This is a genomic window from Pelistega europaea (genome assembly GCF_013133775.1).
GTDB classification, from domain to species: Bacteria; Pseudomonadota; Gammaproteobacteria; order Burkholderiales; family Burkholderiaceae_B; genus Taylorella; species Taylorella europaea.
In genome coordinates this window covers 13,626-40,397 of the sequence record NZ_JABGBO010000010.1, presented here as the reverse complement: position 1 = coordinate 40,397, position 26,772 = coordinate 13,626, and the positions used below count along the sequence as shown (strand labels likewise).

Below are 26,772 nucleotides of genomic sequence, written 5' to 3'. Positions count from 1 at the left end.
CATTCTCCTTTTGATGATTAATAAAAAACGGCTATTGATTCCAGTCCATACCATGAACCTCTGAATCATTATTAATTTTATATATTTAAATCATCAAAGTCAATCAAATCATATATATGATTTATAACAAAATTAGAGATATTTCTATAAAAATTAAGCAGCTAATATGGTTAAAAATTGTGATATGACAAAGAAACGCCTAAATATCCAAACTCAATCAGCGATTCCCCATCACCTATGTTATCCTTTTATTAGCCACATAAAACTAGCGTGGCATATATCAAAATTACAAGCTTATTTCAAAGAAATGGTACAAGCGTACCTAGGCCTAGGCTTTGCCAATTCATAATTAACTACTTATTAGGTAATCTACCTATCGCCCCTGGAAAAAAACACCCAAAGCACCTTTCATACTTCTTAGTTCACCAGGTGTACCTGAAATGTTAACCTGGAAAAAAACACCCAAAGCACCTTTCATACTTCATAACGAATGGATATATAAGAATTTGAAGTTCTCGTACAAAGATAGAGACAATTAGTTGCCTCTACTACCTCAAAATTTTCCGCTTCTTATCTATCATTTTTTTACTTATTTGCCAGAAAAACCGCTAGAATATAGGGTTAAACCTAATCCCTTTCAATTATTTTTGTTTTACTAACATGTCTTTAATCGTCCATAAATATGGTGGAACCTCTATGGGTTCTATCGAACGTATAAAAAACGTCGCTAAGCGCGTAGCTAAGTGGCATGCAGCAGGTCATCAAGTAGTTGTGGTACCGTCTGCCATGTCCGGCGAAACCAACCGCCTACTTGGTCTTGCCAAAGAGATTAACGAACTCGCGGATCGTCGTGAGTTGGATATGTTGGCATCTACAGGTGAACAAGCCAGTAGTGCTTTATTAGCAATTGCTTTACAGACACTCGGTGTGTCAGCTCGTAGTTATACTGGCTGGCAAGTCCCTGTCCGCACGGACAAAGCCTATACCAAGGCTCGCATCACATCTATCGAGTCTGAACGTATCAAGCGGGATTTAGATTTAGGCAAAGTTGTCGTAGTAACTGGCTTCCAAGGTGTAGACGATGAGGGTAATATCACTACCCTTGGTCGTGGTGGTTCCGACACTTCTGCTGTAGCAATTGCTGCTGCAATCAAAGCAGATGAGTGCCTTATTTACACTGATGTAGATGGTGTTTACACCACAGATCCTCGTGTAGAGCCTGATGCTCGCCGTTTATCTGTAATTTCTTTTGAAGAAATGCTAGAGATGGCATCTTTAGGCTCCAAGGTTCTACAAATTCGCTCAGTTGAGTTTGCTGGCAAGTATCATGTACCTTTACGTGTGCTATCGTCGCTCACTGATCCTAATATAGATTTAGATGTTGAAAAAAATTCAGGTACATTAATTACTCTTGAGGAACATACAAACATGGAAGCAGCTGTTGTTTCAGGTATTGCATTTAGTCGCGATGAAGCTAAGATTACTCTTTTAGGTGTGCCTGACCGTCCAGGCGTTGCATTTAATATCCTAGACCCTATCGCCCAAGCTAATATTGATGTCGATATGATTATCCAAAATCAATCAGTAGATGGCACTACAGACTTCTCTTTCACAGTAAACCGCAATGACTTCAAACGTGCTATTGAAGTCATTAACAGCACTGTAGTTCCAGCAGTGGGAGCCCGTGAAGTATTTGCTGACGAGAAAATTGCTAAAGTGTCAATCGTAGGTATTGGCATGCACTCTCATGCTGGCGTAGCGAGTAAGATGTTCCGTACGCTTTCTGAAGAAGGTATTAATATCCAAATGATTAGCACCAGTGAAATTAAAACTTCTGTTGCTATCGAAGATAAGTACATGGAACTTGCGGTACGTGCCTTGCACAAAGCGTTCGGTCTTGACAAAGAACCAGAAGCAAAGGCTTAATGAATAAAAACCAGTGATAACACACTGGTTTTTTATCGCCTATTTACTTGCTTTAATCATTTTGACATTAAATATTTGCACTAGACAGATAATCATCTGTTATTTGTTTAATGAGTTATCGCTGCAATCATGTATGCTATCATTGGTTTTAGCGATATTATTAAGACGGATTTTAATATTTTTAAGAAATTACATTCATGCTTTGTTATGGGTGGTTTCTAGTTAATTCCTTAAAACTTTATAGTCACTTTAATAAGAAAGGAGAGAATTATGGCCTCACAATTTTTTATGCCAAGTCAAAACGTGCTCGGTGAGGGTGCATTAGATGTAGCTATCGAGCAAATCGCCACACTAGGACTTAAAAAAGCTCTTATTGTTACTGATAAACCACTCGCTAACTTAGGTTATGCTGCTGATTTAGCTCAACGCCTACAAGCTAAAGGCATTAGCAGCGACGTATTTGATGAGGTGCAACCCAATCCTACTGTGAAAAATGTCAACAATGGTCTTGCTCGTTTACAAGCTCTAGGGGCAGACTGTATTTTCTCATTAGGTGGTGGTTCTTCTCATGACTGTGCTAAAGGCATTGCTTTACTTGCAACCAATGGTGGCAAGATTGAAGACTACGAAGGTCTTGATAAATCAAGCAAACCTCAACTTCCTCTTGTGGCTGTAAATACCACAGCAGGTACAGCATCTGAAATGACTCGCTTTACCATCATCACTGATGAAGAGCGTCATGTAAAAATGGCTATTGTGGACAAACACGTTACCCCAACATTCTCTGTGAATGATCCTAAACTGATGGAGGGTATGCCTGCTTCATTAACAGCAGCCACCGGTATGGACGCATTGACACATGCCATTGAAGCCTATGTATCAACAGCAGCAACTCCTATTACTGATGCATGTGCCGTTAAAGCCATTGAATTAATTGCAAAATACTTACCTGTAGCAGTGGTGTCTCCAAAAGATGCAGTAGCTCGTGAACAAATGGCTTATGCTCAATTCCTCGCCGGTATGGCATTTAACAATGCTTCTTTAGGTTATGTACACGCCATGGCTCACCAATTAGGTGGTTTCTACAACTTACCTCACGGGGTGTGCAATGCCTTGCTATTACCGCATGTGGAATCGTTTAACTTGCGTGCTGCCAAAACACGTTTAGATGAAGTCGGTGAAATTTTATCAGCCAATAACGCTGACCTTAAAGGTCTTCCAGTAATTGAAGCCATTAAGAAATTAGCTGGTATTGTAGGTATTCCTAAATCTTTACGCGAATTGGGTGTTAAAGAGGAAGACTTCAAGACATTGGCAGAAAATGCCATGAAAGATGTTTGTGGTTTAACCAACCCAGTTCAACCAACCCTTGAAGAAGTGATTGGTATCTTCAAAGCGGCTTACTAAATTTTAGTGATGCGTTTGCTGGGTATTTAATTGGATAAATACCCAGTACAAATCATTGAAAATAAAAAACCCCTTGAAAATCAAGGGGTTTTATATAAACTGTGGCGGAAACGGAGGGATTCGAACCCTCGATACAGGTTTAAGCCCGTATGCTTCCTTAGCAGGGAAGTGCCTTCAGCCTCTCGGCCACGTTCCCACAGAAATGATAATTCTACCAGCACAATCTATGTTTTGGCAAGTCTAATCTTAAGATAAATACAATTTTTCCCAGATTTTGTTGTTTTTCATTCCCTTAACCTCGAAAATTCCCTTAATCTCGAAAATTATTAAAGTTCAAAGGAGCATCGCTAACCTCTTTTTTCAGTAATGCAATCACTTCTTGCAGGGTATCGCGTTTGGCTCCGCTAACACGTACAGTATCTCCTTGAATACTAGCTTGCACCTTAAGTTTGCTATCTTTAATTTGTTTAACAATACGTTTGGCCAAGTCACCTGTCACACCTTTGCGAATAGTCGCATATTGTTTAAGTTTATCACCAGAGATTTTTTCTTGTTTACCATACTCTAGGAAGCGTAAATCCACGCCGCGTTTAGCTAGTTTATTAATCAATACATCCTTCACCTGATTAACTTTAAAATCATCGTCAGCAAAGAGAGTTAGTTCTAAATCTTTTTGTTCAATACGTGCATCAGAGCCTTTGAAATCAAAGCGAGTAGAAATTTCCTTGTTCGCTTGTTCCACTGCATTTCGCACTTCAATCATATTTGCTTCACTTACCACATCAAATGAAGGCATTGTTTTCTCCTATATTATTACAACCAGCCTGATTTTTTAAATCGATAGTACAAGAATCCACAAATACCGCCCATCAAACCCAACGCCATCGGGTAGCCCAATGTCCAATTCAGCTCGGGCATATATTTGAAGTTCATTCCATAAATTCCTGCTACGGCTGTCGGCACAGCAAGAATCGCTGCCCATGCAGCAAGTTTTTTGGTCACATCGGTCTGATGCGATTGTCCAATCATTAAACTCGCCTCAAAAGCAAATGCCAACGCCTCATGCAAGGCGTGAATTTGCTCATCAATACGAGCAATACGGTCAGCCACAATAGTGAAATATGAGCGTGAATCTGGTTCAATAATTGGGCTATTCATCACTGCGATTTTACGGCAAATTTCCACCATCGGTGTGATTGAGGTGCGAATACGCAATAAGTCCCGACGTTGCTTATAGAGCTTACGAATATCCGTCTCTTTAAAACCTCGCAACATCATTTTTTGCTCAACCTGATTGACTTCTGTCTCCAACCGTGAAGCTAATGCAGCACAGCTATCAACAAACACATCCAAAATTTCTGCAACCACAAAGTCTGAACCACGAGCAATTAACTCAGGACAGGACTCCATGCGTTCACGTAACGAGCTATTTGTCATAGCTCCGCCACGGCGTACAGTCAAGACAAACCCTACCCCGAAAATCATCTGCATCTCACCAAAAACCAGTTTTTTGTTTTCTTTGGTGATAGTTACTGCCACTAGCTGAATATAGTTGCCATAATCAATCACCTTGGGCTTACGGTGAATTTCTAAAATTTCCTGAGCTGCCTCATCAATAATGGATAAATCTTTACAAACTTTGGTCAACTCTTCAGGGCTAGGATCTTTTAACCCTACCCATAATAGACGTGCAGGGTCTTTTTTATAACCAGACAGTTTATCCAAAGGAACCGCTTCACGCTTTTTACCGTGAACATACTCAACTGATGCAATAAGACCTGTTTTCTTTTCTTTTTTCTTGTTTTTTTCATCTTTGGCAACCGCATCTCCCTCAAGAGCTGCTTCCATGGCTTCTTCTTGAGCAGCAGCAGATGAGCCATCCCCTTCGTCGGAATCATCAGAACTATCGCCATCTAACTGAGCACTCTCTTCCTCAATAATATGATCAAGCTCTTCTGCTCCATGCTCCTCAGTAAATTGCTCTACCACATGCTGAAGCTGCTCATGAGCTTGCTCAAGCTCATATTCAGCTTCCTCAATACGCTCACGGGCCTCATGCATCTCTTTGATGCGTTCTTGTTTCTCGAGCTCTTTTTCTAAATCTTTATCTTCATTGCTCATCAAGCCCTCCTTTGAGAAAAAATTCATTGGCGTTCTATTATAAAACGTTTAGCGGCAGTTATTAATGCAAAAATGGCTACCCAACGAAACAAGCAGCCACTTGAGAGTGTTTAGTAGTAGTAAGAAACTCAGCGTCCTAGTTGTCTATTCAATACAGCTAGTTATCAGCCAAAAGCAGCCTCTATATGAAATTGCGCTTGATACTAAAAAGGCCTTAAACAGTATCGCTTCCCTAGCGCTGAGCAGCCTCTATATGAAATTGCACTTGATACTAAAAAAGCCTTAAACAGTATCGCTTCCCTAGTGCTGAGCAGCCTCTATATGAAATTGCACTTGATACTAAAAAAGCCTTAAACAGTATCGCTTCCCTAGCGCTGAGCAGCCTCTATATGAAATTACGCCTGATAATCCTGCAATGCACGTGCAATCACAATCTTCTGCACTTCGCTAGTGCCTTCATAAATCTGTGTAATACGTGCGTCACGGTAATAACGCTGAACTGCATAATCCTCTAGGAAACCATAACCACCATGAATTTGGATAGCCATACTACATACTCGCTCACACATCTCAGAAGCAAATAATTTAGCCTGAGATGCCTGCGATAAGCTAGGAATACCGCGGTCTTTTAGTGAGGCTGCATGTAACACCAATAGACGTGCTGCCTCAATTTGCGTATGCATTTCTGCCAACATATTAGCAATACTCTGGTGTTGGGATAACGGTTTACCAAACTGAGTACGCTCATTAGCATATTGCAAAGCAGTCTCAAAGGCTGCTCGTGCAATACCAACTGCTTGTGCTGCAATCCCCACACGACCATTTTCCAAGTTTGCCAAGGCAATCGCCAAGCCCTTGCCACGCTCTCCAAGTAGATTCTCTTCGGGAATGCGACAATTTTCTAAGGTAATAGCACATGTATCAGAGGCTTTAATGCCCAATTTATGCTCTACTCGGCTCACAATATAACCAGGATTATCGGTTGGTACAAGAAAGGCAGAAATCCCTTTCTTGCCAAGTTCAGGATCTGTCACAGCAAAAACAATCGCCAGTCCTGCTCGCTTGCCGTTGGTTACGAATTGCTTGGCACCGTTTAACACCCATTCACCATTTTCCAATGTTGCACGACACTTCAAGGCACTGGCATCGGATCCAGCCTGAGGCTCAGTGAGGCAGAAGCTGCCAATAATTTTTCCTGAACACATATCAGCAAGCCATTTTTGTTTCTGAGACTCATTACCTGCCTTAAGTAAAGTACCACAACAGACCGAGCTATGTACACTCATCATGGTTGACATGGCAGCATCAGCCGCAGCGATTTCTTCTACGGCTAAGGCATAAGAAACATAGTCAATAAATGACCCACCTTCTGTATCAGGAACGGTCATGCCTAGCAGTCCAAGCTCACCCATCTGTGCAATCGCTGCATCACCAAGCCACCCCTCTTTTTCCCATTGTTCAGCATGAGGGGCAATTTCATTACGAGCAAAATCACGTGCCATATCACGAATCATTTGTTGCTCTTCGCTTAATTGTGTACTAAACATATTCATTCCTTTGGTGTTGAGGGTTCTATCCCCTGTCTGTGGTGTGTTATTTCGAGAATTAGCCTTGTTTCTCAATCATCTTGATAATGGCAGAAAAGTCTAAACCACCATGACCAAGGTTGCTAAATGTCTGATAAAGTTGCTGTGCTGTAGCCCCTAATGTGACTGGAGCTTTGACAGATTTGGCTGCTTCTGTCGCCAACCCAAGGTCTTTAAGCATTAAATCGGCACCAAAACCACCGGTATACCCACGTGATGCAGGGGCCGTCTCAACAACACCAGGATATGGGTTATATACCTCTGAACTCCAGCATCGTCCTGAAGAAGTATTAATAATGCCAGCCAACACCTTGGGATCCATACCTAGTGAAACTCCCAAATTCATTGCCTCTGCTGCACCAATCATACTAATACCAAGGAGCATATTATTGGCAATCTTAGCAACTTGACCGTTGCCTGTGCCTCCGCAGTAAACAATATTTTTGCCCATGTTTTCAAGAATAGGTTTGGCCTTGGCGAAATCAGCCTCGGCCCCTCCTACCATAAAGGTCAGCGTGCCAGCTTGAGCACCACCCGTACCACCCGACACTGGAGCATCTAACATAGCGTTGCCCTGTTTGGCTGCGACAGTGGCGACATCGCGTGCTGTCTGTGGGTCAATGGTTGAAGAGTCAATAAGAAGGACTTGAGGTCTAACCGTAGAAAGTACACCATTATCCCCAAGGTAAACGGTACGCACATGTGCAGAGGCTGGCAACATGGTGACTAATATTTCAATATCTTGTGCTGCAACTTCTGCTGGACTTGCAAATGCTTGGGCACCCGCCTCGGTCAGTTTCTGCACTGAGGCAGGCATAAGGTCAAAAACTGCTAATTCATGTCCAGCCTTGATGAGGTTTAATGCCATTGGGCCGCCCATATTACCTAGGCCAATAAAACCGATTTTCATTGTCTGTCTCCTTAACACCATAATTTTTGTAGGTGAATCTTGCCGCCTATCATTAGACAACGCTTTATATAAGAAAAGTAGGAAGACTACCCCTCCATCTTTAAAGACCAAAGTCCTCTCTTTAGTAATGGTAAAAGACTTCTTTGGCAAGAAATGTCATCTAATAGACGATTTGTATACTATCTAACAAAAAGTTTACCATTACGTCAATTTAAGAGGTATTAGGGATAACGTTATAAAGGAGGATTTCAAAATTTCGGTTGTTTAAGCAGCCAGTATGGCCCAGTGGGTAAGTCTAGTTACACTCTCAAATTCTCTCTCATCAATGAAAAGAGGTTTGTACGGCCCAGTGGGTAAGTCTGGTTACACGGCAGTTATTAGCTCACCAGTGCGATAAAAACTCTCGAAATTATCAATCACTAGTTGTGCCATACTATCCCGTGCCTCAATAGAACCACTTCCCACATGAGGCATTAACACTACATTAGACAATGCCCGTAAAGTCTCTGGCACAAAAGGCTCATTTTCAAATACATCCAGTCCTGCTCCGGCAATCTGACGACTTGACAATGCTTGAATCAAGGCCCCCTGATCCACGACAGAGCCACGTGCAATATTGATAAGATACCCTTTTGTGCCTAATGCTTGTAGCACTTCAGCACTAATCAGGTGCCGTGTATTTGCCCCGCCGACCGTTGCAACAATCAAAAAATCAGCCCAGCGAGCTAGCTCAGGCAAAGACGCTTCATAGCGATAAGGCACATCAGTACGTGCATGGCGATTATGATAAGCAATCTCGCAATCAAAGCCAGTAAAACGTTTGGCAATCACTTTACCAATACTACCCAACCCCACAATACCGACCTTTTTCCCTGTGACATTAGGCGTAAGAGGAAACGTCTCTTTCTCCCAACGCCCTGCTCGCACAAATTGGTCTGCCAAGCACACTTGACGCACAGTAGCAAGCAACAATGCCATAGTAGTATCGGCTACCGCATCATTTAACACATCTGGAGTATTGCTAAAAGGAATATTGCGTGCTTTTAGGGCGGCTACATCGGTGCTGTCATACCCCACGCCGAAATTACACACAATTTCCAACGCAGATAATCGAGTTATCCATGCACTACTCAAGCCCATATAAGCACTCGAAATTACCACTTGAAATGATGCACCCTCTTTAGCCAACACCTCTTCTACCATCTCTGCTGTAGAAGCAATGGTCATATCCGCATGAGCAGAAAAATACGCTTTTACTCGTTCATGAGGATTTCCTAAAATAAGCACTTTTTTCTTAGTCATTTTCTATCCTTGGCACTATTTAACACCAACGCCATTACTCTTGTTTATCATCCCCATTAATCACTTTTTGTGCGTCTGGGAAAATTTCCACCTTGGCTTTTTGACGCAGGTTAATTGTAAACGCACGTGCTACCTCATTAGCTAAAATAGAGTTCAATGCAGGGGCTTGGTATTGATCAAAGATATTCTTTAAGTTGGATGCATTCTTGGTCACAGACTCAATACGAGCAATGACATAAGCTGACCCCAATTCAACTCCTACATATTGAGGTAAAGATGCTGCAGGGGCATTCATCACCGCGTTGACCAACACTTCAGAAACTGCATTATTTAAGCGATCAATCACAAGCTCTTCCTCGTCAAACCCTTCAGTAGAACCACTTACTTTGGCATGTAATAAAGCCTCTTCACCTGCTTTCTTAGCAAGTTCTTCTGCTTTAATCTCTGTCAAACGAGCCAATGCTTGGGCATGTACATCCGCTAAACTAGGAACATGCTCAGCCACTTTATCTTTAACACGGATAACCAATAACTCAGAGGGCGATAATTCAATCACACCAGAGTTCAGTCCTTGTGCAAATACCTCGGCAGAGAATGCTGTCTCACGAACACGAGGTAACGTAAACAAATGCTCAGCAGATGTGCCTGCCACAGTAGCATTTAATTGTGCTTTAGTAAGTAAACCACTACGAGTAATGCCGTCTGCAGTTTGAATCTTAAGACCTAATTTATCTGCTACAGGCTGTAATGAATCACGTTGGTCTTGCACCAAATGAGTCAACTCAGTTGCCATATCTGCAAAACGTTCAGAGGCAAGTTGCATACGTACTTCATCACTAATCTGTGTTTTTACTTCATCAAAAGACTTGCTACCCCCTGCTTCAATACTCACAATCTGGAAAACATGGTAGTTATTCCCAATTTTCACCGGGTCTGTGATTCCAGGCTGGGCTAGTGCAAATACACCATCATCTAAGTCAGGAATATCGCCTTTTTTCAGCATACCCAAATCACCACCCGTATTCTTGGTACCTGCATCCTGCGAATATTCTTTGGCCAAGGCATCAAACTGAGAAGGATTTTGTTTAGCTTTTGCTTCTACTTCTTGTGCAGTCGCCAAATCAGCAACTTGGATATGCTTAACATGACGACGCTCTTCTTTGCTAAAGCGAGCAATATTATTTTTGTAATACGCCTCTAAATCTGCATCTGAAGGTGTTTTCACTTGTGCCATAGCCGCATCTTGGTTAAGCACAACGTAGTCTAGGTTAACATATTCTGGAACTTTAAAAGAGGCGCTATTAGTCTCGTACCACTTGCCAAGTTCTTCATCAGACACATGAATATCTTTAGCATAGTCAGCATTTTTGAAAGGACGAATGCGTACTTTACGCTCTTCAGTCATCGCATCACCGAGAGCCTTAAGTGTAGGACTAGGCATAATGGCTGACTCTGCAACAGGGGATACTACTAGTCGCAAGGCCTCATAACCGCGTACATGCTCTTCGTATTGCTGACTAGTCGCACCAATCCCTGTTAAGAAACGATTATAAGCCTCCATAGAGAACTGACCATTTTCTTGTAACTGAGGATCCTGAGCCAATGCATAACGCACCATGGCATTAGATGCAGAAAAGCGCTCTTTAGTAGCAATTTCTTGAGTTACTGCAGAATTAATTAAAGAATTCAACCATGCTTCACGTGTGGCTGGCGTATCTGCTTTTGTCAGGTCAAAATTAACGCCCTCATTGGTACGCAGCTCATTAAGCCTTTCAGTCCATGAGCGATTGAAATCTGACTGGGTTATTTTCTGTTCGTTGATAGTGACTAACTTAATATCATTACTAGTGAAACTTTGGTAATCATATACACCAAAGAACACAAAAGATGGTAGTACCAACACTATCAATAAAATCATCACTAAACGTGAATGGGTACGAAAAAAATCTAACATATGGATTCTCTATAAAGCCTGCCAACACAGCGAAGGATTTTATCTAGGTTTTATCGCCACAAAGTAACCACACTGTGAAAATAAACCCCTACACTCACATCCCTAAGCGCTGCTTTGTGTCTGTAAAGTCTGTAAATATAAAGCATCTATTCTAACAGATTCACAACAATATTTTGCCTTTCCTCTTCACAAGTGCCTTGCTTGATTTTAAAATACTGCCTATTGAACTGTTTTCTTATCATTTGCTCTACACAAATGATGAATGTGCCATACTCTACTATGTCAATGGCGATAACTAGCTGGGTAGCTCATAGCTAAGATTATAGCTATGACTCCTAGCTTATAAGATGTTTTTAAAGGATGAAATATGTCTAAGAAATGGCCTTATCCTCGTTTGATTGCTCACCGTGGTGGTGGACGTTTTGCCCCTGAGAACACCCTTGCAGCAATGCGTTGCGGCTTGGATTATGGGTTTGATATGGTAGAGTTTGATGCCAAGCTCTCCAAAGATAACGTATTGATTTTATTGCATGATGATGATGTTAAGCGTACATCTAATGGTCAAGGTCTTGCAGCAGAGATGACTTATGCAGAACTGCTTGAGCTAGACATGGGACAATGGCATTCAGCTTACTATGCAGGTGAACCCTTACCAAAACTTGAAAGCATTGTACGTTTTGCCATTGAAAACAATATCATTTGCAATGTCGAAATTAAGCCCTGCCCTGGCCGTGAAAAAATCACGGGTAAACTAGTAGCAGAAGCGGTAGCCCGTTGGTTTAAAGGGGCTGAAATTCCTCCATTACTGTCTTCTTTCTCCGCAGAGGCACTAGAGGCAGCTTATAAAGCAGCACCAGAACTTCCTCGTGCGTTTTTATGCGATGAATATGATGCTACCGCTAAAAAAGTGGCCAAAAAACTCGCCTGCGTAGCGGTAAACCCAGACCAAAAGACTCTTACGGAAAAAGTTATTAAAGCTATTCACAAAGACGGTTATCGCATTTGTGCATGGACAGTCAATGATTATCGCAGAGCTAAGGAACTCTTTGCTTGGGGTTGTGATGCCATCTTTACAGATGAATTAGAACGCCTACCTGCCTCTATGGCATAATGATGAGCTTAACTAGTAAGATTTACTAGAGGCGTTAAATAATATACGTCCATATATCCCAAAAATATGGGCGTATTTTCTTGTTGAGGTTATTTTGTTTAGTTATCGACACGCTTTTCACGCAGGCAACCATGCTGATGTGCTTAAGCACACTGTTTTACTGCATGTGCTGAATTATTTTAATCACAAGCCTAACCCCTACTGGGTGATTGATACTCATGCGGGAGCAGGCATCTATGACCTTGCGGACGACTGGGCGAGTCAAAATGCAGAATTTGAAACAGGGATTACTCGACTATGGGATTGTGCAGACCTCCCTAAAGATTTGCAAGATTATGTCGACTATATCCGTGACTTAAATGGCGGTGAGGAATTACAATTTTATCCTGGTTCTCCTTGGATAGCCCTAGAGTATATGCGAGAAAAAGACAAACTACGTCTTTTTGAACTTCACCCTAGTGAGTTTGAGATTTTGCAAGAAAACATTGAGCAACAAGACCGTGATATTCGTCGCCAAGTGAGTCTTTTTAAACAAAATGGTTTTGATTATTTAAAATCGCAATTACCTCCCCCTACTCGTAGAGCCATCACACTTATTGACCCGTCTTATGAGGATAAGACTGATTATCGACATCTAGTCAAAGCAATGAAAGAGGCACTAGAACGTTTTCACACTGGGTGTTATCTCATTTGGTATCCACTTGTGCAACGCAAGGAAGTTGCCGAAATGATTCATCAGCTAGAGAAGCTACCCAATATTGACTGGGTCCATGCCGCATTAACGGTCAAAAAACCGAGCAAAGACGGTTACGGTTTACATGGCAGTGGTATGTTTGTAATCAACCCTCCTTATACACTATACCCTGCTCTACAACAAATTATGCCTTATTTACAAGAGCATTTAGCAGAAGATAACCATGCTAGTTTTTTATTAGCACATCAAGAGCGTTGACATCCCATTAGCATTCGTTCTGCCTGCCAACGCTAAAACATTACGCCTAGAGTAGGGAATACGCCCATGAAGGAAGAGGAAATCCAGCTAGTATCCACTCTAAAAAATCCTCAGTGTATACGAATAATGGGAGTGGTATCATCAATACTATTGGCCAAAAAATGATGAATTTTACAAACCCCAATGACTCTGGCAACAAAAAATCAAGGATCTTCATAAGTATCAACGCTAAAACACACCATATTACGAATAAAATCGGAATTAAGAAAATCAAGAATATCTCCATACTCCACTCCCACAATTTCAACAATAATTTGATTGTAAAATGCCTGAGGTATAAGATACAAGTGGTGGACAGCTGTAAAATAAAACTTTTGTTGTACTAAAGGAATTTTAATGGATCAGTCCGTATTAACCGTTATCGGTAAAGACCGTATTGGTATTGTGTATGATGTAGCTAAGCTTTTAAAAGAACAGCAAATTAATATCATCAATATTAGCCAGCAAATCATGGATGGCTATTTTACAATGATTCTCTTGGTGGATACCTCATTGTGCCCTCTTGATTATCAAACATTAGCAAACCTTTTTACCGAAGAAGGCAAGAAAATCGGGGTAGACTTGCGCATCCAGCATACTGAAATTTTTAATGCCATGTACCGCATTTAAAGGGACGTGACATGACCAATAGTTTTCAGTCTTATGAGATTTTAGAAACCTTACGCATGGTTTCTGATCAACATTTTGATGTTCGTACAATCACCATCGGTATCGACTTACATGATTGTATTAGTGACAATATTGAAGTACTTAATCAAAAGATTTACCAAAAAATTACCCGTATTGGTAAGGACTTAGTAAAGACAGCCCATGAATTATCTGTAAAGTACGGCATTCCTATTGTTAACCAACGTGTCTCCGTTACTCCTATTGCACAGATTGCTGCCGCTACAGGAGCCTCTTCCTACGTCTCCATCGCCAAAACACTTGATCGTGCAGCCAAGGATATTGGCATTTCTTTTATTGGTGGTTTTTCTGCCTTGGTGCATAAGGGTATGAGTCCTGCGGATGAGGTATTGATTCGTTCTATCCCCGAAGCCATGAGAGAAACGGATATTGTATGTAGCTCTATCAATATTGGTACGACCAAGGCTGGCATCAATATGGATGCGGTTAAACTCGCAGGGGAAATAATTAAGCAAACCTCACTTATCACCCCCGAGGGATTTGGTTGTGCCAAAATTGTGGTCTTCTGTAATGCCGTTGAGGATAATCCTTTTATGGCAGGTGCGTTTCACGGAGCTGGTGAGGGCGATGCGGTGATTAATGTGGGGGTTTCAGGTCCTGGCGTTGTTAAAGCAGCCCTTGAAAAAAATACCGCAGGCTCTCTGACTGAAGTGGCTGAAATTGTAAAGAAAACCGCTTTTAAAATTACACGAGTAGGTGAGCTTATCGGTCAAGAAGCCAGCAAAAAATTAGGCATTCCTTTTGGTATTTTAGACTTATCACTTGCCCCTACCCCTGCGGTTGGTGATAGTGTGGCACGTATTTTAGAGCAAATGGGATTGAGTGTCTGCGGTACACATGGTACCACGGCAGCGCTAGCATTGCTTAATGATGCAGTGAAAAAAGGTGGCATGATGGCAAGTAGTGCAGTCGGAGGTTTAAGTGGTGCGTTTATCCCAGTATCTGAAGATGAAGGGATGATTGCTGCCGCCTCACAAGGAGTTCTAACACTTGATAAGCTCGAAGCCATGACAGCAGTTTGCTCTGTCGGTCTAGATATGATTGCAGTACCAGGTTATACCTCAGCCAGTACAATTTCTGGCATTATTGCCGATGAGGCTGCTATTGGTATGATTAACAGCAAAACCACTGCGGTACGTATTATTCCAGTACCAGGCAAGGATGTTGGGGAATCTGTAGAGTTTGGTGGTTTGCTAGGCTATGCACCGATTATGCCAGTTAAAGAGGGTTCGTGCGAAGTGTTTATTAGCCGCGGAGGACGAATCCCATCACCAGTACAAGCACTGAAAAATTAGTACTTGTTTATAAAACCTGGCTAGGTGCAAACAGCGTCCTTAATAAGTACTTGTTTAAAGACCTTGGCTAGGTGCAAACAGCGTCTTTAATAATTACTTGTTTAAAACCCTTGACTAGGTGCAAACAACGTCTTTAAATTGTTAAGGCATTACCTCTCTGGATAACGCACCTCAAGAATAAGAAGTTCTTGGGGACCAGAGGGGGTTATAAGATTCACACTATCTCCCTCATGAGCTTTAAGTAACGCTTTAGCCACAGGAGAAATCCAGCTAATTTTACCGTTAAGTGGGTCTGCCTCATCAATCCCTACAATGGTGACCTCAGTCTCTACACCCTCTTGGTTTTCATATAATACTGTCGCCCCAAAGAAAATCTGGTCTCTATTAGGCTGTTTGGAGGGGTCAATCACCTCTGCCATCTCAAGCCGTTTAGTCAAAAAGCGCATACGGCGGTCAATTTCACGCAAACGTTTCTTACCATAGATATAGTCTCCATTTTCAGAACGATCGCCATTAGAAGCTGCCCAAGATACCACAGAAACTACTTCAGGACGCTCCACTTTGACCAAATGCTCAAGCTCCTGACGTAGAGTCTGATACCCTTGCAAGGTCATATAGTTCTTAAGCCCTTTAGGCAACGAGGCTTCCTGTACTTCGTCTTCCTCTTCGTGATCAGTTTCTTTGGTAAACGCTTTACTCATTAATTTTCTCGCTAATAATCAAATGACGAAAAGTATCTATTGTACAACGTTTTCTATCCATGCCTATATACCAGCAATTACAACTACTGATATGCACTTGACACATTAGTCCCCGCTGTACCATGCTTTCCATACAGGAGTTAATCCCGCAGGCAACAGGGGTAAACGTCCCAACTCCAACCGTACCTTTTCAAAACCATGAAAATCAGACCCACAAGAAGCTAAAAAACCATAGTGTTTAGCCACTTCTGCATATTGAGCATATTGTTCAGGGCGATGAGAGCCTGTCACAACCTCAATCGCTTGACCACCGAGAGCCTTAAAACGATTAAAAAGCTGAGTAAATTCTATATCTGAATATTTATAACGTCCAGGATGGGCAATCACTGCTACACCACCAGCACCGATTACCCACTCAACAGCCTCTTCAAGGGTTGCCCATTTACCAGCGACATAGCCAGGTTTACCATCTGCGAGATATTTATCAAAAACTTCTTGAACCTCTTTACAAATCCCTTGCTCCACCATATAGCGTGCAAAATGAGTACGGCTGATTAACTCTGGATTATCCACAAATGCCAAAGCCCCCTCGTAGGCATTTTTCACTCCTAACTTCTCAAGTTTATCCGCCATAATACGGGCTCGCTCTGTACGATCATCACGTATACGCTGTAAGCCCTCTAGCATAGACTTATTGTGCAAATCATAATTCAACCCCACCATATGCAGAGTACGCCCAGCCCAAGTGACAGAAATCTCAATGCCCGTCACATATTGAACTCCCAGTGATTGAGCTGTAGTCATAGCCTCTGCCTGACCAGCCACCTCATCATGGTCGGTCAAACTCCATAATTTCACGCCATGTGCATAAGCACGATGTGCCAACTCAGACGGTGTAAACACCCCATCAGATGCGGTAGAGTGGCAATGTAAATCCACGGTAGAATAAATCATCTTGTACCTCTTAGCTGCTATTGACCTCTGCCCCTCTGCTAAAAACAAGAGGCTTCCTACAGCATCTAACCATACTGCCTGCTAGCCACTTCAGTGAGTTTATGCTGCTATTGACCTCTGCCCCTCTGCTAAAAACAAGAGGCTTCCTACAGCATCTAACCATACTACCTGCTAGCTCACTTCAGTGAATTTATGCTGCTGGCTGCCTTGCTGCACAGTTTACTTTACACTTTTAACAGAAAGTCTTTAACTATTTTAACCTGTTCTGGCTCTAATAAAGAGGGAGCATGCCCTACAAGAGGTATATCTACCACCTCGGTAAGCGGATTAGCCTGCACCATCATCTCCACACCGTTAGAGGATAACAATTCTGATGCCGCTCCATGAATCACCAAGGTAGGAATATCAATGGTACGATAAAGACCCCACATGATTGCCTCAGATTTCTCCACTGCGCCTGGTTGAGCCAGTTCTGCAAACCCTTCAGCGATTTTCACATCATAATTAGACACCCATTTGCCATCCACCAAATGTAATGTCGTCCGAACAAATGCCTGCCAATTATCTTCTGACATAGGGCCAAAAGAAGCAGCTCGCTCTTTCATAACAGGCAATGCCTCTTCTAGTGAAGCAAAACTTACTGGATTCGCCGTATTTTCAGCAATTTTATTCAAATCCGCTCGCTCCAAGCGAGGACCTACATCATTGAGAATCAATTTTTGGAAAGGTAGGTAGGCATCCTCTGGTAAATGAGGGTTTTGTGCTGCTTTAGCTCGTAATAAAGCATTAAATCCTACCATTACAATACCAATCATCCCCCCCATAGAAGTCCCCAAAAAATCAATACTACGAGCATTGGTCTGTGCTAAGAGGGTCATCATATCAGCAACATAATAAGGAACAGCATAAAATTTAGCATTATCATGCCTATCCGATGCTCCACGCCCCACCACATCAGGGCAAATTACCCGATGAGTCATACTCATCACACGAGCAACTTCATCAAAATCTCGTCCATTACGTGTCAATCCATGTACACATAATAAGACTTTATCATTCTCAGGGTCCCCCCACTCCCAGTAAGCCATACGGTGAAAACCCTGAGGATTCGTACAAATCACATAACGCAAACGTGGCTCTGCCATGACTGTGTCTCCTTTATCTATTTTGTAACTTTTAATCCGACCAATATACCTTATTTTGAACTAGGAATCTCTTGTGATTTCCCCTATATTCATACCTTATTTTGAACTAGGAATCTCTTGTGATTTCCCCTATATTCGTACCTTATTTTGAACCAGAAATCCCTTGCCATTTTCCCTATATTCGTACCTTATTTTGAACTAAAAATCCCTTGCTATTTCCCCTATATTGGCATTGCAAACACCTTTGTCACCTCCCCATAACCGTCCTGTTACCTATGCCAATACCGTCTGTGTTGCTCACGCCAACGATAGTAGGCGATTCCCATCGCTTGAGATACCACATGTACAGCCCCTGTATCCGCTGTATTGAGAAAAACAGCCCCATTATCCTCCCAACGCTGTCGAATCTCCGGAACAGGATGCTTAAAACGATTCAGATAACCTGTTTGCGCAATAGCTAACAGGGGCTGAGTATACTGAACCAGTAGTAAACTAGAAGAACTGCTTGATCCATGATGCGGTACTTGTACTACCTCATAGGGGATTGTTAACTCCCCATCTTCAACTAAACTCTGTTCCTGCATTCTAGTAATATCACCCGTCAATAAAGCTCGGTGGTATTTTCCCTCAATAGACAAGACACAGCTTTGTTGATTGCTAGATTTTAAAGGAACAGGTAGCCTTGTTGTGGAAGATAACGCAAAAGGTAACGTGGCTTTACTTTGAGACATGGGCCGTTGCAGATACATAGTAGAAAAACTTGATGTTTCTCCCGCTAAAGATAATACCTTGCCTTGTGGTGTAGATAATGATAATACTTTGCCCTGTGGCGTGGGTAATGCTAATACCTTGCCCTGTGGTGTAGATAATGCTAATACCTTGCCTTGTGGCGTGGGTAATGAATTAAGCGAATTTATTTGTGGTGCTGACAAGGCTGGATGTCTATTTAAAAAACGAAAGCGAACCTCATCAAAAACAAAGGAAACCCCTTGTTGACATACATCTTCAGTTCCCTCTGCTAACCATTTGACTAACAAAGGTGGAAGTTCAGATGCTTGAGATAGACTTATCTTAGACTGTTGCTGTCCCCCTATTCCTATTTGTTGTGCATCCCTCTCTAAAATAGTGAGTGGATGCGGAGCTGCTGATTGTTGCTGTAAAAACTTATCCACCTGAAAAGATGCGTATATACGAGCTACAGGTATATTTTCTAGCACTGTTTTCAAGCCACCACTATGGTCAATATCAGCATGGGACACTACCAAGGTATCTAGTGTTTTTACCCCTAAAGCACGAAAAGCAGGCAGCAGCACCCGACTTCCTGACTCATTGGTTGGTGATACTCTCACCCCGGTATCAAATAATAAAGCATGATTTGCTGTTTTTACCAATACCGAACCCCCCTGCCCAATATCAAAGGCATAAAGCTGCCACTCTCCGGCTTGTAATGGCCTGTCGACCAATAAAAATGCAGGTGCAACAAACAATAACCCATAACGCTGCAGAGGCAATCCTTTTGGCATTATCAATAAAACAATCCCAATACCACACAACCCTAACGCCCAAATTGGCACATCACTAGTATCTACACTTGCCCACCGCCATGTAGATAACCATGCACTCACTTGCATTACCCATTGCAACACATTATGGGCTATATCAGCCAACCACTGCACCACCACGACTAAAGAGGGGAAAATTTCAACCAATACACTTAACCCACCCATACACAAGCTAAGCGGCGTAACCACCATCCCAATTAGAAAAATGGCATAAGCATTCACAACTGGTGAAATCAGCGAAACTTGGTGAAAAAAATACATCAAGAATGGCACTGCTGCTACCGTAACCATTCCTTGCAAGAGCAACCACTCTTTTAGAAAACGGACACCCTTATGGGATAACCGCACTTTTCCTTGCAAAGGCAAAGAGGATTTTGTAGAAAACGCCCTAAACCTCACACTTAATTGTTGCAACACGGCAACTGCAGCAAAGGACAGATAAAATCCAGCACTAAGCAACGCCCAAGGATCAAAAATACTCACTACAATCGCAATGATAAGAAAAATAGTTGGTAAGGATAATCGCACACTAGAGCCATGCAACAAATAAGTCAGTAACAACATAAAGAACGTCCGTTGAGCAGGGATTCCCCAACCAGCTAACAGACAATATAACAACGCCACTATCACTCCAACCCCAGCGGCTATCCAGGTAATATCACAATAATGAGCCAATAAATTACCTCGGTATCGTATCCTCCGCAGCCCCCATAAGCACAAGACCGTTGCTAGGGCAGACAACACCGTGATATGAGAGCCACTAATAGAGACTAGATGTGACATCCCCGTGCGGTTAAAAAGTTGCCAATCCTCTTGAGAAATACCCTCTTGATCCCCCATGACGAGCGCAATCAGTACAGCACCATAACGCTTTCCCTCCACATAAGCTTGCATTGCCTTACGCAAATCATGCCGCCATGCTTGTATCTGCGTATGAAAGGTATGCTGTGCCTGTTGCAGGAGTTGGGGTTGCCCTTTCACCGTCCCCAATGCACGAATATTTTCACGGAACAGGTAAGATTCATTATCAAAACCGCCAGGGTTCATCAGAGTATTGGGGCGTTTGAGTAATAACCACATATCCCATACCTGCCCAGGCCGGACATTGGGCATTGAAGCGACTTGTATCTCTTGATAAAGCTGAAATTGCTTTGTCTGCGACCAGTACACTCGAATAAAACGAGGAATACCGGAAGCAATACCATGAGCAGAAAGAACTTCTGCATCAAAAGTTATTGAACCTGGACTAAAACGAGCAATATCATTGACCCGCAAGGTTAATCGACTCACTTTATTCTCATGCTGAGGACTTAAAGTATCTGCCAGACGTTGGTGGGCTTGATATAGAGTATACCCAGCCATTAAACAAAGTCCCGAGAGGAATAGTAAGATGAATTTCAGATAGTTATGCTGAATTATCTGATTAAATCTATTGTTATTCCCCAGAAAGTTGATACTGCTTGGATAATTATTACTCCCCAGAAAGTTGCTACTGCCTGGATAATTATTATTCCTCAGAAAGTTGCTACTGTCTGGATAATTATTACTCCTCAGAAAATTGCTACTGCCTAGATAATTATTACTCCCCAGAAAGTTGATACTGCCTGGATAATTATTACTCCTCAGAAAGTTGATACTGCCAGAATAACTACTGTTATTATTGTATTTTTTATAGTCACTATATGTTGGTTGTATGTTTTTATTATGACCAAATTGTGGTTTATATAGGTTTGGTTTTCCCTGTGCATCTATAGATGATAGTAAAGAAACTTTTGTAGATACACCCCAAATGATAAGTAGTAAACTCCCCACTACTACTAACATCCATCCCCAAGCAGGTGCAGGCAATTTATGCAGTAGGTGTACCCATGCACAACCCAGTAAACCCCCAATACAAAAAATCCCCCACATATAAGCACCTCCATTTTTGGTTCATTTTCCCCTGCTGTTGGGGACAAATTTCTAATGGCTTTAAGAGTGCTTTTACATTCCTAAAGATTATCTGCGTTCAGCACTTCAACAAAAATCTTATAAAAAATAAAAGGCAGATGCTATAGGGTGGGTGGACAAAAAACTCCTATTTGGAGTGTTTAAAGATATGCAACACCAGAAAGTTAAAGGATTTTTCTAACATATCTAACCATTTGATTTCTGCTTAAAACTAAAAACACCTCCCAATACATCAGATACTTATGCAATTGGGAGGTGATTCATGGCAAACTAAGTACTAGCAACAACATCGTGGGAATGGTGTAATTCGTACGATATTACTGCTAAAGTTAGATTATCTAGCGATAGGTAGCCCCTTATCGTCAAACAATCCTTCAAACAATACAGAACTTAAATAACGCTCACCAGAGTCAGGAAGGATTGCTACAATAACTTTACCGGCATACTCTGGTTGTTTGGCTAGACGTACAGCCGCCGCCACAGCTGCACCACTTGAAATACCGGACAAAATACCTTCTTCACGAGATAGACGTAAAGCATATTCTAGTGCTTCTTCGCTAGATACAGGCTCTACCTTATCAATTAACGATAAGTCAAGTACATCAGGAACAAAACCTGCACCAATACCTTGAATTTTGTGAGGTCCTGGTTTTAGCTCTTCTCCTTTGAGTTTTTGAGTCAAAATAGGACTAGTGCTAGGCTCCACAGCAACTGCTTCAATAGCTTTGCCTTGAGTTTTCTTGATATAACGTGTAGTTCCTGTGATCGTACCACCTGTACCTACGCCAGCAACAACAACATCCACCTTGCCGTCTGTTGCTTCCCAAATTTCTGGACCTGTTGTACGCTCGTGAACAGCAGGGTTCGCTGGGTTTTTAAATTGTTGTAGCAAAACATATTTATTAGGATCAGAAGCTGCAATCTCTTCTGCCTTGGCAATCGCACCAGGCATACCTTTGGCACCCTCAGTCAATACCAACTTAGCACCAAATGCTACAAGCAATTTACGACGCTCTAAGCTCATTGTTTCTGGCATCGTCAAAGTGATAGGAATACCTTTAGAAGCTGCTACATACGCAAGAGCAATACCTGTATTACCACTGGTAGGCTCAACAATCTCCTTGCCAGGACCAAGAAGCCCCTTTTTCTCGGCATCTTCAACCATTGCCACACCAATACGGTCTTTCACAGAATAGGCAGGATTGCGACCTTCTACTTTAACAAGCACTGTTGCCCCTAAACCAGCCGTAATGCGATTTAATTTCACCAAGGGGGTACGACCAATTGATTGCGTATTGTTTTCAAACCATGTAGACATAATATTTCCTTTAACTGATATTGGTGTCACAGCGATTTTTCTTATTCCTGTGACCACTAAATCCACTACTATACGCCACCCCATATCCAATCAAGAATGACATATATACTTATAAAAACACTATCACTGCTCAGTGACAACTTACTATCAGCAATAGTAATTTCTTCATGGTTGATAGTATAACGGCACTCCTTTAAAAATAAAAATAATAATTGATTTTTTCTATATTTCTTTTAGATATAAAAAATTCACCCACTAAGCAACTAAGAAATGTGCATGTTAAAATAGGCAAGACCTCTCACCATGCAAAAATACACAGCGAGATTTCCTCGTGGGCAGAGACATAATCCGCCGACTTTGATGATGGACAATCCTCCAAAATAGACTGTTTCCCTCAATGTAGGTCGGATTTCACAAATCCGACACCACCAAGGAGCGATAATGGCCGCACAGAACACCGAAAAAAAACGCTTACCCATAGGTATAGCCACCTTTGCTGAAATACGCAATCGTAATCACTATTATGTGGACAAAACACCTTGTATTACTAAGCTCATCAATGATGCGGATTTTGTCTTTCTCTCTCGCCCTCGTCGCTTTGGTAAAAGTCTCACCCTAGATACCATGGCAGAGTTGTTTTCCGGGAACAAGAAGCTATTCACTGGCCTATATGCCGAGCATCACTGGGATTGGGAAACCACCTATCCTGTAATTCGCCTGTCGTTTGCGGGGGAGGTTGGCAGCAGCAATCCGCAACAACTTCGTTCTTATATAGAAGGAATACTAGAAGAAAACGGAAGATACTTGGAAGTATGTCTTGACGAAAGCGCATTGGAGAGAGGCGTAGGCTACGCTTTCCGAAAACTAATACAAATCACATGCGAAAAATACCAGCAAAAGGTTGTCGTTCTCATTGACGAATACGACAAACCCATCATCGATAATTTAGACAATTCAGAAATCGCCACTGAAGTTCGAGGCATTTTAAAATCGCTTTATTCTCAGATTAAGGATCTATCAGGTAGCATTCGCTTTGCTATGCTGACAGGTGTCTCTAAATTTGGGCAGATGAGTTTATTCTCAGGATTAAATAACTTAGAAGACATTACCTTGCGAGCCGAGTACTCTGCCCTATGTGGCTATACCCAAGAAGAATTAGAGTCTGTCTTTGCTCCCGAGTTGCCAGGGGTGGACTTAGAGCAAGTCAAGTTCTGGTACAACGGCTATAACTGGACCGGTGAAAGCGTTTACAATCCTTTTGATATTTTGCTGTTTTTCAAAGGCGGCTGTGTCTTTGATAACTACTGGATGGGCACAGGTGGCAATGCCTCTTTCTTAATGAAGCTACTCACCAGTGATGAGTTCTCTTTAACAGACATCGCTCGTATCGCAGAAACCAATGATTTACTCGGTTCTGTGGATGTGGGGGGTATACGCCCTATTCCCGTCCTCTTTCAAACAGGCTACCTGACGATTGATAAAGTCTTTGAAGACCCCAGTGCACCGCGCCAATACGCCCTTAAATTTCCCAACTACGAAGTACGACAGTCCCTCAGTAGCAAGTGGCTACAAGAAGTCCTCAAGCTAGATAGTAAAAAAGCACTCAGTGATTTACGTAAGTACTTACGTGAAGGTGATATAGAGCAATTACAGCAGCTTATTAAAAGTGCGCTTGCCAGAATCCCTAGCGATGCCTATCGACGCAATACGATTGCTCATTCAGAAGGTCACTGGCAAAGTGCTATCGGGATGTTCTTTGCAGGTGCCTGCACTGACTTTATCATGGAAGATGCTTCCTCCACTGGACGTGCCGATTTAGTGGCAATTGAGCAAGGTAATGTGTATATCTTTGAGTTTAAGGTCAAGCAAGTCGCCAACGCACAACAAGCCTTAGCGCAAATTAAAGCGCGTAATTATGCAGAGAAATACCGTGCTGGGGCAAAACAGATTTTTGAAATCGGCGTAAGTTTCGATGAAGAAACGAGAGAAGCTGATTTTGCGATTAGTGCGGTATAGCAATCTATCATCGACAGATATTTCCCGTTTAAGCAATCTCAGTATGGCCTCTCGGGTTAAGGACATGCTCTTCCCATCCTTCTGCCATACTTGCACCTCCGATTCTGTGTAGCTCTGCCCCCCCACACGCGGGATTTTCGCCCGTTGGAATGAGTCATGCCTAGTATACCAGTTCACCGTGAAAAAAAAAAAAAAAAAAAAAAAAAAAAAAAAAAATACCCCTCGGCGAACCGAGGGGTATGATTCTAAACTTTGCTAAGCATGGTCAAGCCATGCGAAACAATTAGAACTTGTGAGTTAAACCAAGAACAACTTCTGTTGATTTGTATTTGACAGAACCATTAGTAAAGCCTTTAACTTTACCTTTAGCATAAGAAGCTAAAGCGTAAACAGAAGTGCGTTTAGATAAAGCATGACGGTAACCCAAGCTGAAAGCGTGAGTTTTGAATTTTAAATTGTCAACATCTTTGTTCTTAAGAACGCCACCTTGGTAAGAGAATAACACTTTACCAGCTTCGCCTACAGGAGCAGAAAGACCTACTAACCAAGCTTGGTTACGCAAACCATCACCTTGAATAACATTACCTAGGTATGCTTCTTTGCCATTATCAAAGATAACTTTCATATCAGATACTGAATCAAAGTAGCTACCGCTATCTTCACCAAATTGACCATTGTGCTGTTGACCATACATAGCATATACCTTCACTACGTCAAAGTCATAAGATGCACCTAAAGCCCAAGAAGTCATAGTTTTGCTTTGAGGTACTAACAAGCCATAAGTCTTAACTTTAGCGATATCAGCTGAAGCACCAAAAGATAGAGGACCATTGTTATAACCAAAACCAAAAGTTACGCCAGTAGTCTTGCCTCCACTTAATGGTTGGTCGTATAGTGTCTTGCCAGTCTTTTCATCTACTTTGTAAATATAATTACCGTTTTTAGTTATCTTTTTATCGCTATGAACAAGACCTACACCAAATTGGAAACCAGAGAAGTCAGGAGAAACGTACTTAATAACACTGTCATAACGACGGAACACTACATCACCGAAAGTGTTGTTAGAAGATGCTTGATTCCAACCTGTTTGGAATGGATCGAAACCTGATACGAATGCATCACCAGCGTTGGCTTGACGACCGATAGTGAAAGTACCCCAAGAGTCACCAGTTAAACCAACTAATGCTGTACGACCGAATAAACGGCCACCTTGTTTTGAAGTACCATCACCTACAGAAAAACCAGACTCTAATTGGAAGATAGCAGAAGTGCCGTTACCTAAGTCTTCAGAACCTTTTAAGCCCCAACGTGAACCGTTTTGAACACCTGATTGAGCACCAAGAGTACGAGTCTTGATAGTAACGTCGCCATTAGTGATTTTTTCAGCTTTGTAACCATAACCAGCGTCAACTACACCGTATAGAGTCACAGAAGACTCAGCGTGAGCTACACCAGCAAAACCAGCAGCTAAAGCAGCAACTAATAATGTCTTTTTCATTTGTTAAATCTCCGTAAGATTTGATTAATCTGAACAATGCCTAAGGAATAAACACTGCTCTCGAAAATTTTCCACAAAGGGAAGTTATGGTTATTGCACCAAATTTTTGGCTTTATGGCTAGGTTTATTACGATTTATCTGCCTTTTTTGTGGTTTTTATGCCTTTTTTGTGGTTTTCCTGCAACTTTTTTGATGTTTTTTCACAACATAAAAAATCCTACCCCCCCTATTCCCTCCACCAATTTTAAGGGATTTTTACCCGCCCTCGTCTCCTGCGAAAGAACAGAAATTCTCAAATATTTTTCATGGGTTAGCCT

General features: G+C 41.9%; 19 protein-coding genes and 1 tRNA gene. 7 read left to right on the top strand and 13 right to left on the bottom strand.

Features of this window, described 5'->3' with window-relative positions; all coding sequences use genetic code 11:
- Positions 1–660: 660 nt before the first annotated feature.
- Positions 661–1,926, top strand: coding sequence for an aspartate kinase (locus HKX40_RS09115; protein WP_171589267.1), 1,266 nt, complete (start codon positions 661–663; stop codon positions 1,924–1,926).
- 270 nt (positions 1,927–2,196) lie between these two features.
- Positions 2,197–3,333 (top strand): iron-containing alcohol dehydrogenase, encoded by a 1,137-nt coding sequence (locus HKX40_RS09110; RefSeq protein ID WP_171589266.1) that lies wholly within the window; start codon positions 2,197–2,199, stop codon positions 3,331–3,333.
- A gap of 102 nt (positions 3,334–3,435) precedes the next feature.
- Here the strand turns inward: HKX40_RS09110 and HKX40_RS09105 are convergent.
- The 7 genes from HKX40_RS09105 to HKX40_RS09075 all read right to left on the bottom strand — a co-directional run bounded on the left by HKX40_RS09105 (position 3,436) and on the right by HKX40_RS09075 (position 11,206).
- Positions 3,436–3,529 (bottom strand) — tRNA-Ser (locus HKX40_RS09105).
- Positions 3,530–3,643: 114 nt separating this feature from the next.
- Entirely contained in the window at positions 3,644–4,129 is a 486-nt protein-coding gene (locus HKX40_RS09100; RefSeq protein WP_171589265.1) for a YajQ family cyclic di-GMP-binding protein, read from the bottom strand.
- Positions 4,130–4,146: 17 nt separating this feature from the next.
- Positions 4,147–5,454, bottom strand: a complete 1,308-nt coding sequence (locus HKX40_RS09095) for a magnesium and cobalt transport protein CorA (protein ID WP_343043065.1) — start codon at positions 5,452–5,454, stop codon at positions 4,147–4,149.
- Between the two features lie 395 nt (positions 5,455–5,849).
- Positions 5,850–7,001: an acyl-CoA dehydrogenase family protein gene (locus HKX40_RS09090; RefSeq protein WP_171589264.1), complete on the bottom strand. Its 1,152-nt coding sequence runs from the start codon at positions 6,999–7,001 to the stop codon at positions 5,850–5,852.
- A gap of 58 nt (positions 7,002–7,059) precedes the next feature.
- A complete protein-coding gene (mmsB, locus tag HKX40_RS09085) occupies positions 7,060–7,950 on the bottom strand; it encodes a 3-hydroxyisobutyrate dehydrogenase (RefSeq protein ID WP_171589263.1) in 891 nt (296 codons plus the stop codon).
- A gap of 363 nt (positions 7,951–8,313) precedes the next feature.
- Entirely contained in the window at positions 8,314–9,252 is a 939-nt protein-coding gene (locus tag HKX40_RS09080) for a 2-hydroxyacid dehydrogenase (RefSeq protein ID WP_171589262.1), read from the bottom strand.
- 34 nt (positions 9,253–9,286) lie between these two features.
- Complete coding sequence (locus HKX40_RS09075) at positions 9,287–11,206, bottom strand: SurA N-terminal domain-containing protein (protein WP_171589261.1); 1,920 nt, start codon at positions 11,204–11,206, stop codon at positions 9,287–9,289.
- Between the two features lie 367 nt (positions 11,207–11,573).
- On the opposite strand from HKX40_RS09075, the gene ugpQ reads away from it, so the two are divergent.
- From ugpQ to HKX40_RS09055, 4 genes are all read left to right on the top strand, one after another.
- The gene (gene ugpQ / locus HKX40_RS09070) at positions 11,574–12,317 is read left to right on the top strand and encodes a glycerophosphodiester phosphodiesterase (RefSeq protein ID WP_171589260.1); all 744 of its coding nucleotides are present in this window, start codon (positions 11,574–11,576) and stop codon (positions 12,315–12,317) included.
- Positions 12,318–12,411: 94 nt separating this feature from the next.
- Complete coding sequence (locus tag HKX40_RS09065) at positions 12,412–13,269, top strand: 23S rRNA (adenine(2030)-N(6))-methyltransferase RlmJ (protein ID WP_171589259.1); 858 nt, start codon at positions 12,412–12,414, stop codon at positions 13,267–13,269.
- A 396-nt stretch (positions 13,270–13,665) separates the two neighbouring features.
- The gene (locus tag HKX40_RS09060; protein ID WP_171589258.1) at positions 13,666–13,938 is read left to right on the top strand and encodes an ACT domain-containing protein; all 273 of its coding nucleotides are present in this window, start codon (positions 13,666–13,668) and stop codon (positions 13,936–13,938) included.
- Positions 13,939–13,949: 11 nt separating this feature from the next.
- Positions 13,950–15,311, top strand: a complete 1,362-nt coding sequence (locus HKX40_RS09055; RefSeq protein WP_171589257.1) for a PFL family protein — start codon at positions 13,950–13,952, stop codon at positions 15,309–15,311.
- A 149-nt stretch (positions 15,312–15,460) separates the two neighbouring features.
- Here the strand turns inward: HKX40_RS09055 and greB are convergent, their stop codons facing one another.
- From greB to cysK, 5 genes are all read right to left on the bottom strand, one after another.
- Positions 15,461–16,012: a transcription elongation factor GreB gene (greB, locus tag HKX40_RS09050; RefSeq protein ID WP_171589256.1), complete on the bottom strand. Its 552-nt coding sequence runs from the start codon at positions 16,010–16,012 to the stop codon at positions 15,461–15,463.
- 105 nt (positions 16,013–16,117) lie between these two features.
- Entirely contained in the window at positions 16,118–16,966 is an 849-nt protein-coding gene (locus HKX40_RS09045) for a 3',5'-nucleoside bisphosphate phosphatase (protein WP_171589255.1), read from the bottom strand.
- A 224-nt stretch (positions 16,967–17,190) separates the two neighbouring features.
- Complete coding sequence (locus HKX40_RS09040; RefSeq protein WP_171589254.1) at positions 17,191–18,111, bottom strand: alpha/beta fold hydrolase; 921 nt, start codon at positions 18,109–18,111, stop codon at positions 17,191–17,193.
- A gap of 269 nt (positions 18,112–18,380) precedes the next feature.
- Positions 18,381–21,497: a DNA internalization-related competence protein ComEC/Rec2 gene (locus HKX40_RS09035; RefSeq protein ID WP_281360256.1), complete on the bottom strand. Its 3,117-nt coding sequence runs from the start codon at positions 21,495–21,497 to the stop codon at positions 18,381–18,383.
- Between the two features lie 460 nt (positions 21,498–21,957).
- Positions 21,958–22,941: a cysteine synthase A gene (cysK, locus tag HKX40_RS09030; RefSeq protein ID WP_171589252.1), complete on the bottom strand. Its 984-nt coding sequence runs from the start codon at positions 22,939–22,941 to the stop codon at positions 21,958–21,960.
- 441 nt (positions 22,942–23,382) lie between these two features.
- Here cysK and HKX40_RS09025 point away from each other — a divergent pair, with 441 nt between their 5' ends.
- Entirely contained in the window at positions 23,383–24,957 is a 1,575-nt protein-coding gene (locus HKX40_RS09025) for an ATP-binding protein (RefSeq protein WP_171589251.1), read from the top strand.
- A 283-nt stretch (positions 24,958–25,240) separates the two neighbouring features.
- Here the strand turns inward: HKX40_RS09025 and HKX40_RS09020 are convergent, their stop codons facing one another.
- The gene (locus tag HKX40_RS09020) at positions 25,241–26,455 is read right to left on the bottom strand and encodes a porin (protein WP_171589250.1); all 1,215 of its coding nucleotides are present in this window, start codon (positions 26,453–26,455) and stop codon (positions 25,241–25,243) included.
- Positions 26,456–26,772: the final 317 nt, after the last annotated feature.

Excerpts from the sequence above, each read along its gene's own strand:
- HKX40_RS09025 (WP_171589251.1), top strand. The coding sequence starts at position 23,383 with ATGGCCGCACAGAACACCGAAAAAAAACGCTTACCCATAGGTATAGCC.
- HKX40_RS09075 (WP_171589261.1), bottom strand. The coding sequence starts at position 11,206 with ATGTTAGATTTTTTTCGTACCCATTCACGTTTAGTGATGATTTTATTG.
- ugpQ (WP_171589260.1), top strand. The coding sequence starts at position 11,574 with ATGTCTAAGAAATGGCCTTATCCTCGTTTGATTGCTCACCGTGGTGGT.
- HKX40_RS09045 (WP_171589255.1), bottom strand. The coding sequence starts at position 16,966 with ATGATTTATTCTACCGTGGATTTACATTGCCACTCTACCGCATCTGAT.
- HKX40_RS09115 (WP_171589267.1), top strand. The coding sequence starts at position 661 with ATGTCTTTAATCGTCCATAAATATGGTGGAACCTCTATGGGTTCTATC.
- HKX40_RS09090 (WP_171589264.1), bottom strand. The coding sequence starts at position 7,001 with ATGTTTAGTACACAATTAAGCGAAGAGCAACAAATGATTCGTGATATG.
- HKX40_RS09040 (WP_171589254.1), bottom strand. The coding sequence starts at position 18,111 with ATGGCAGAGCCACGTTTGCGTTATGTGATTTGTACGAATCCTCAGGGT.
- HKX40_RS09095 (WP_343043065.1), bottom strand. The coding sequence starts at position 5,454 with ATGAGCAATGAAGATAAAGATTTAGAAAAAGAGCTCGAGAAACAAGAA.
- mmsB (WP_171589263.1), bottom strand. The coding sequence starts at position 7,950 with ATGAAAATCGGTTTTATTGGCCTAGGTAATATGGGCGGCCCAATGGCA.
- cysK (WP_171589252.1), bottom strand. The coding sequence starts at position 22,941 with ATGTCTACATGGTTTGAAAACAATACGCAATCAATTGGTCGTACCCCC.
- HKX40_RS09110 (WP_171589266.1), top strand. The coding sequence starts at position 2,197 with ATGGCCTCACAATTTTTTATGCCAAGTCAAAACGTGCTCGGTGAGGGT.
- HKX40_RS09035 (WP_281360256.1), bottom strand. The coding sequence starts at position 21,497 with ATGTTAGTAGTAGTGGGGAGTTTACTACTTATCATTTGGGGTGTATCT.
- HKX40_RS09055 (WP_171589257.1), top strand. The coding sequence starts at position 13,950 with ATGACCAATAGTTTTCAGTCTTATGAGATTTTAGAAACCTTACGCATG.
- HKX40_RS09080 (WP_171589262.1), bottom strand. The coding sequence starts at position 9,252 with ATGACTAAGAAAAAAGTGCTTATTTTAGGAAATCCTCATGAACGAGTA.
- HKX40_RS09100 (WP_171589265.1), bottom strand. The coding sequence starts at position 4,129 with ATGCCTTCATTTGATGTGGTAAGTGAAGCAAATATGATTGAAGTGCGA.
- HKX40_RS09020 (WP_171589250.1), bottom strand. The coding sequence starts at position 26,455 with ATGAAAAAGACATTATTAGTTGCTGCTTTAGCTGCTGGTTTTGCTGGT.
- greB (WP_171589256.1), bottom strand. The coding sequence starts at position 16,012 with ATGAGTAAAGCGTTTACCAAAGAAACTGATCACGAAGAGGAAGACGAA.
- HKX40_RS09060 (WP_171589258.1), top strand. The coding sequence starts at position 13,666 with ATGGATCAGTCCGTATTAACCGTTATCGGTAAAGACCGTATTGGTATT.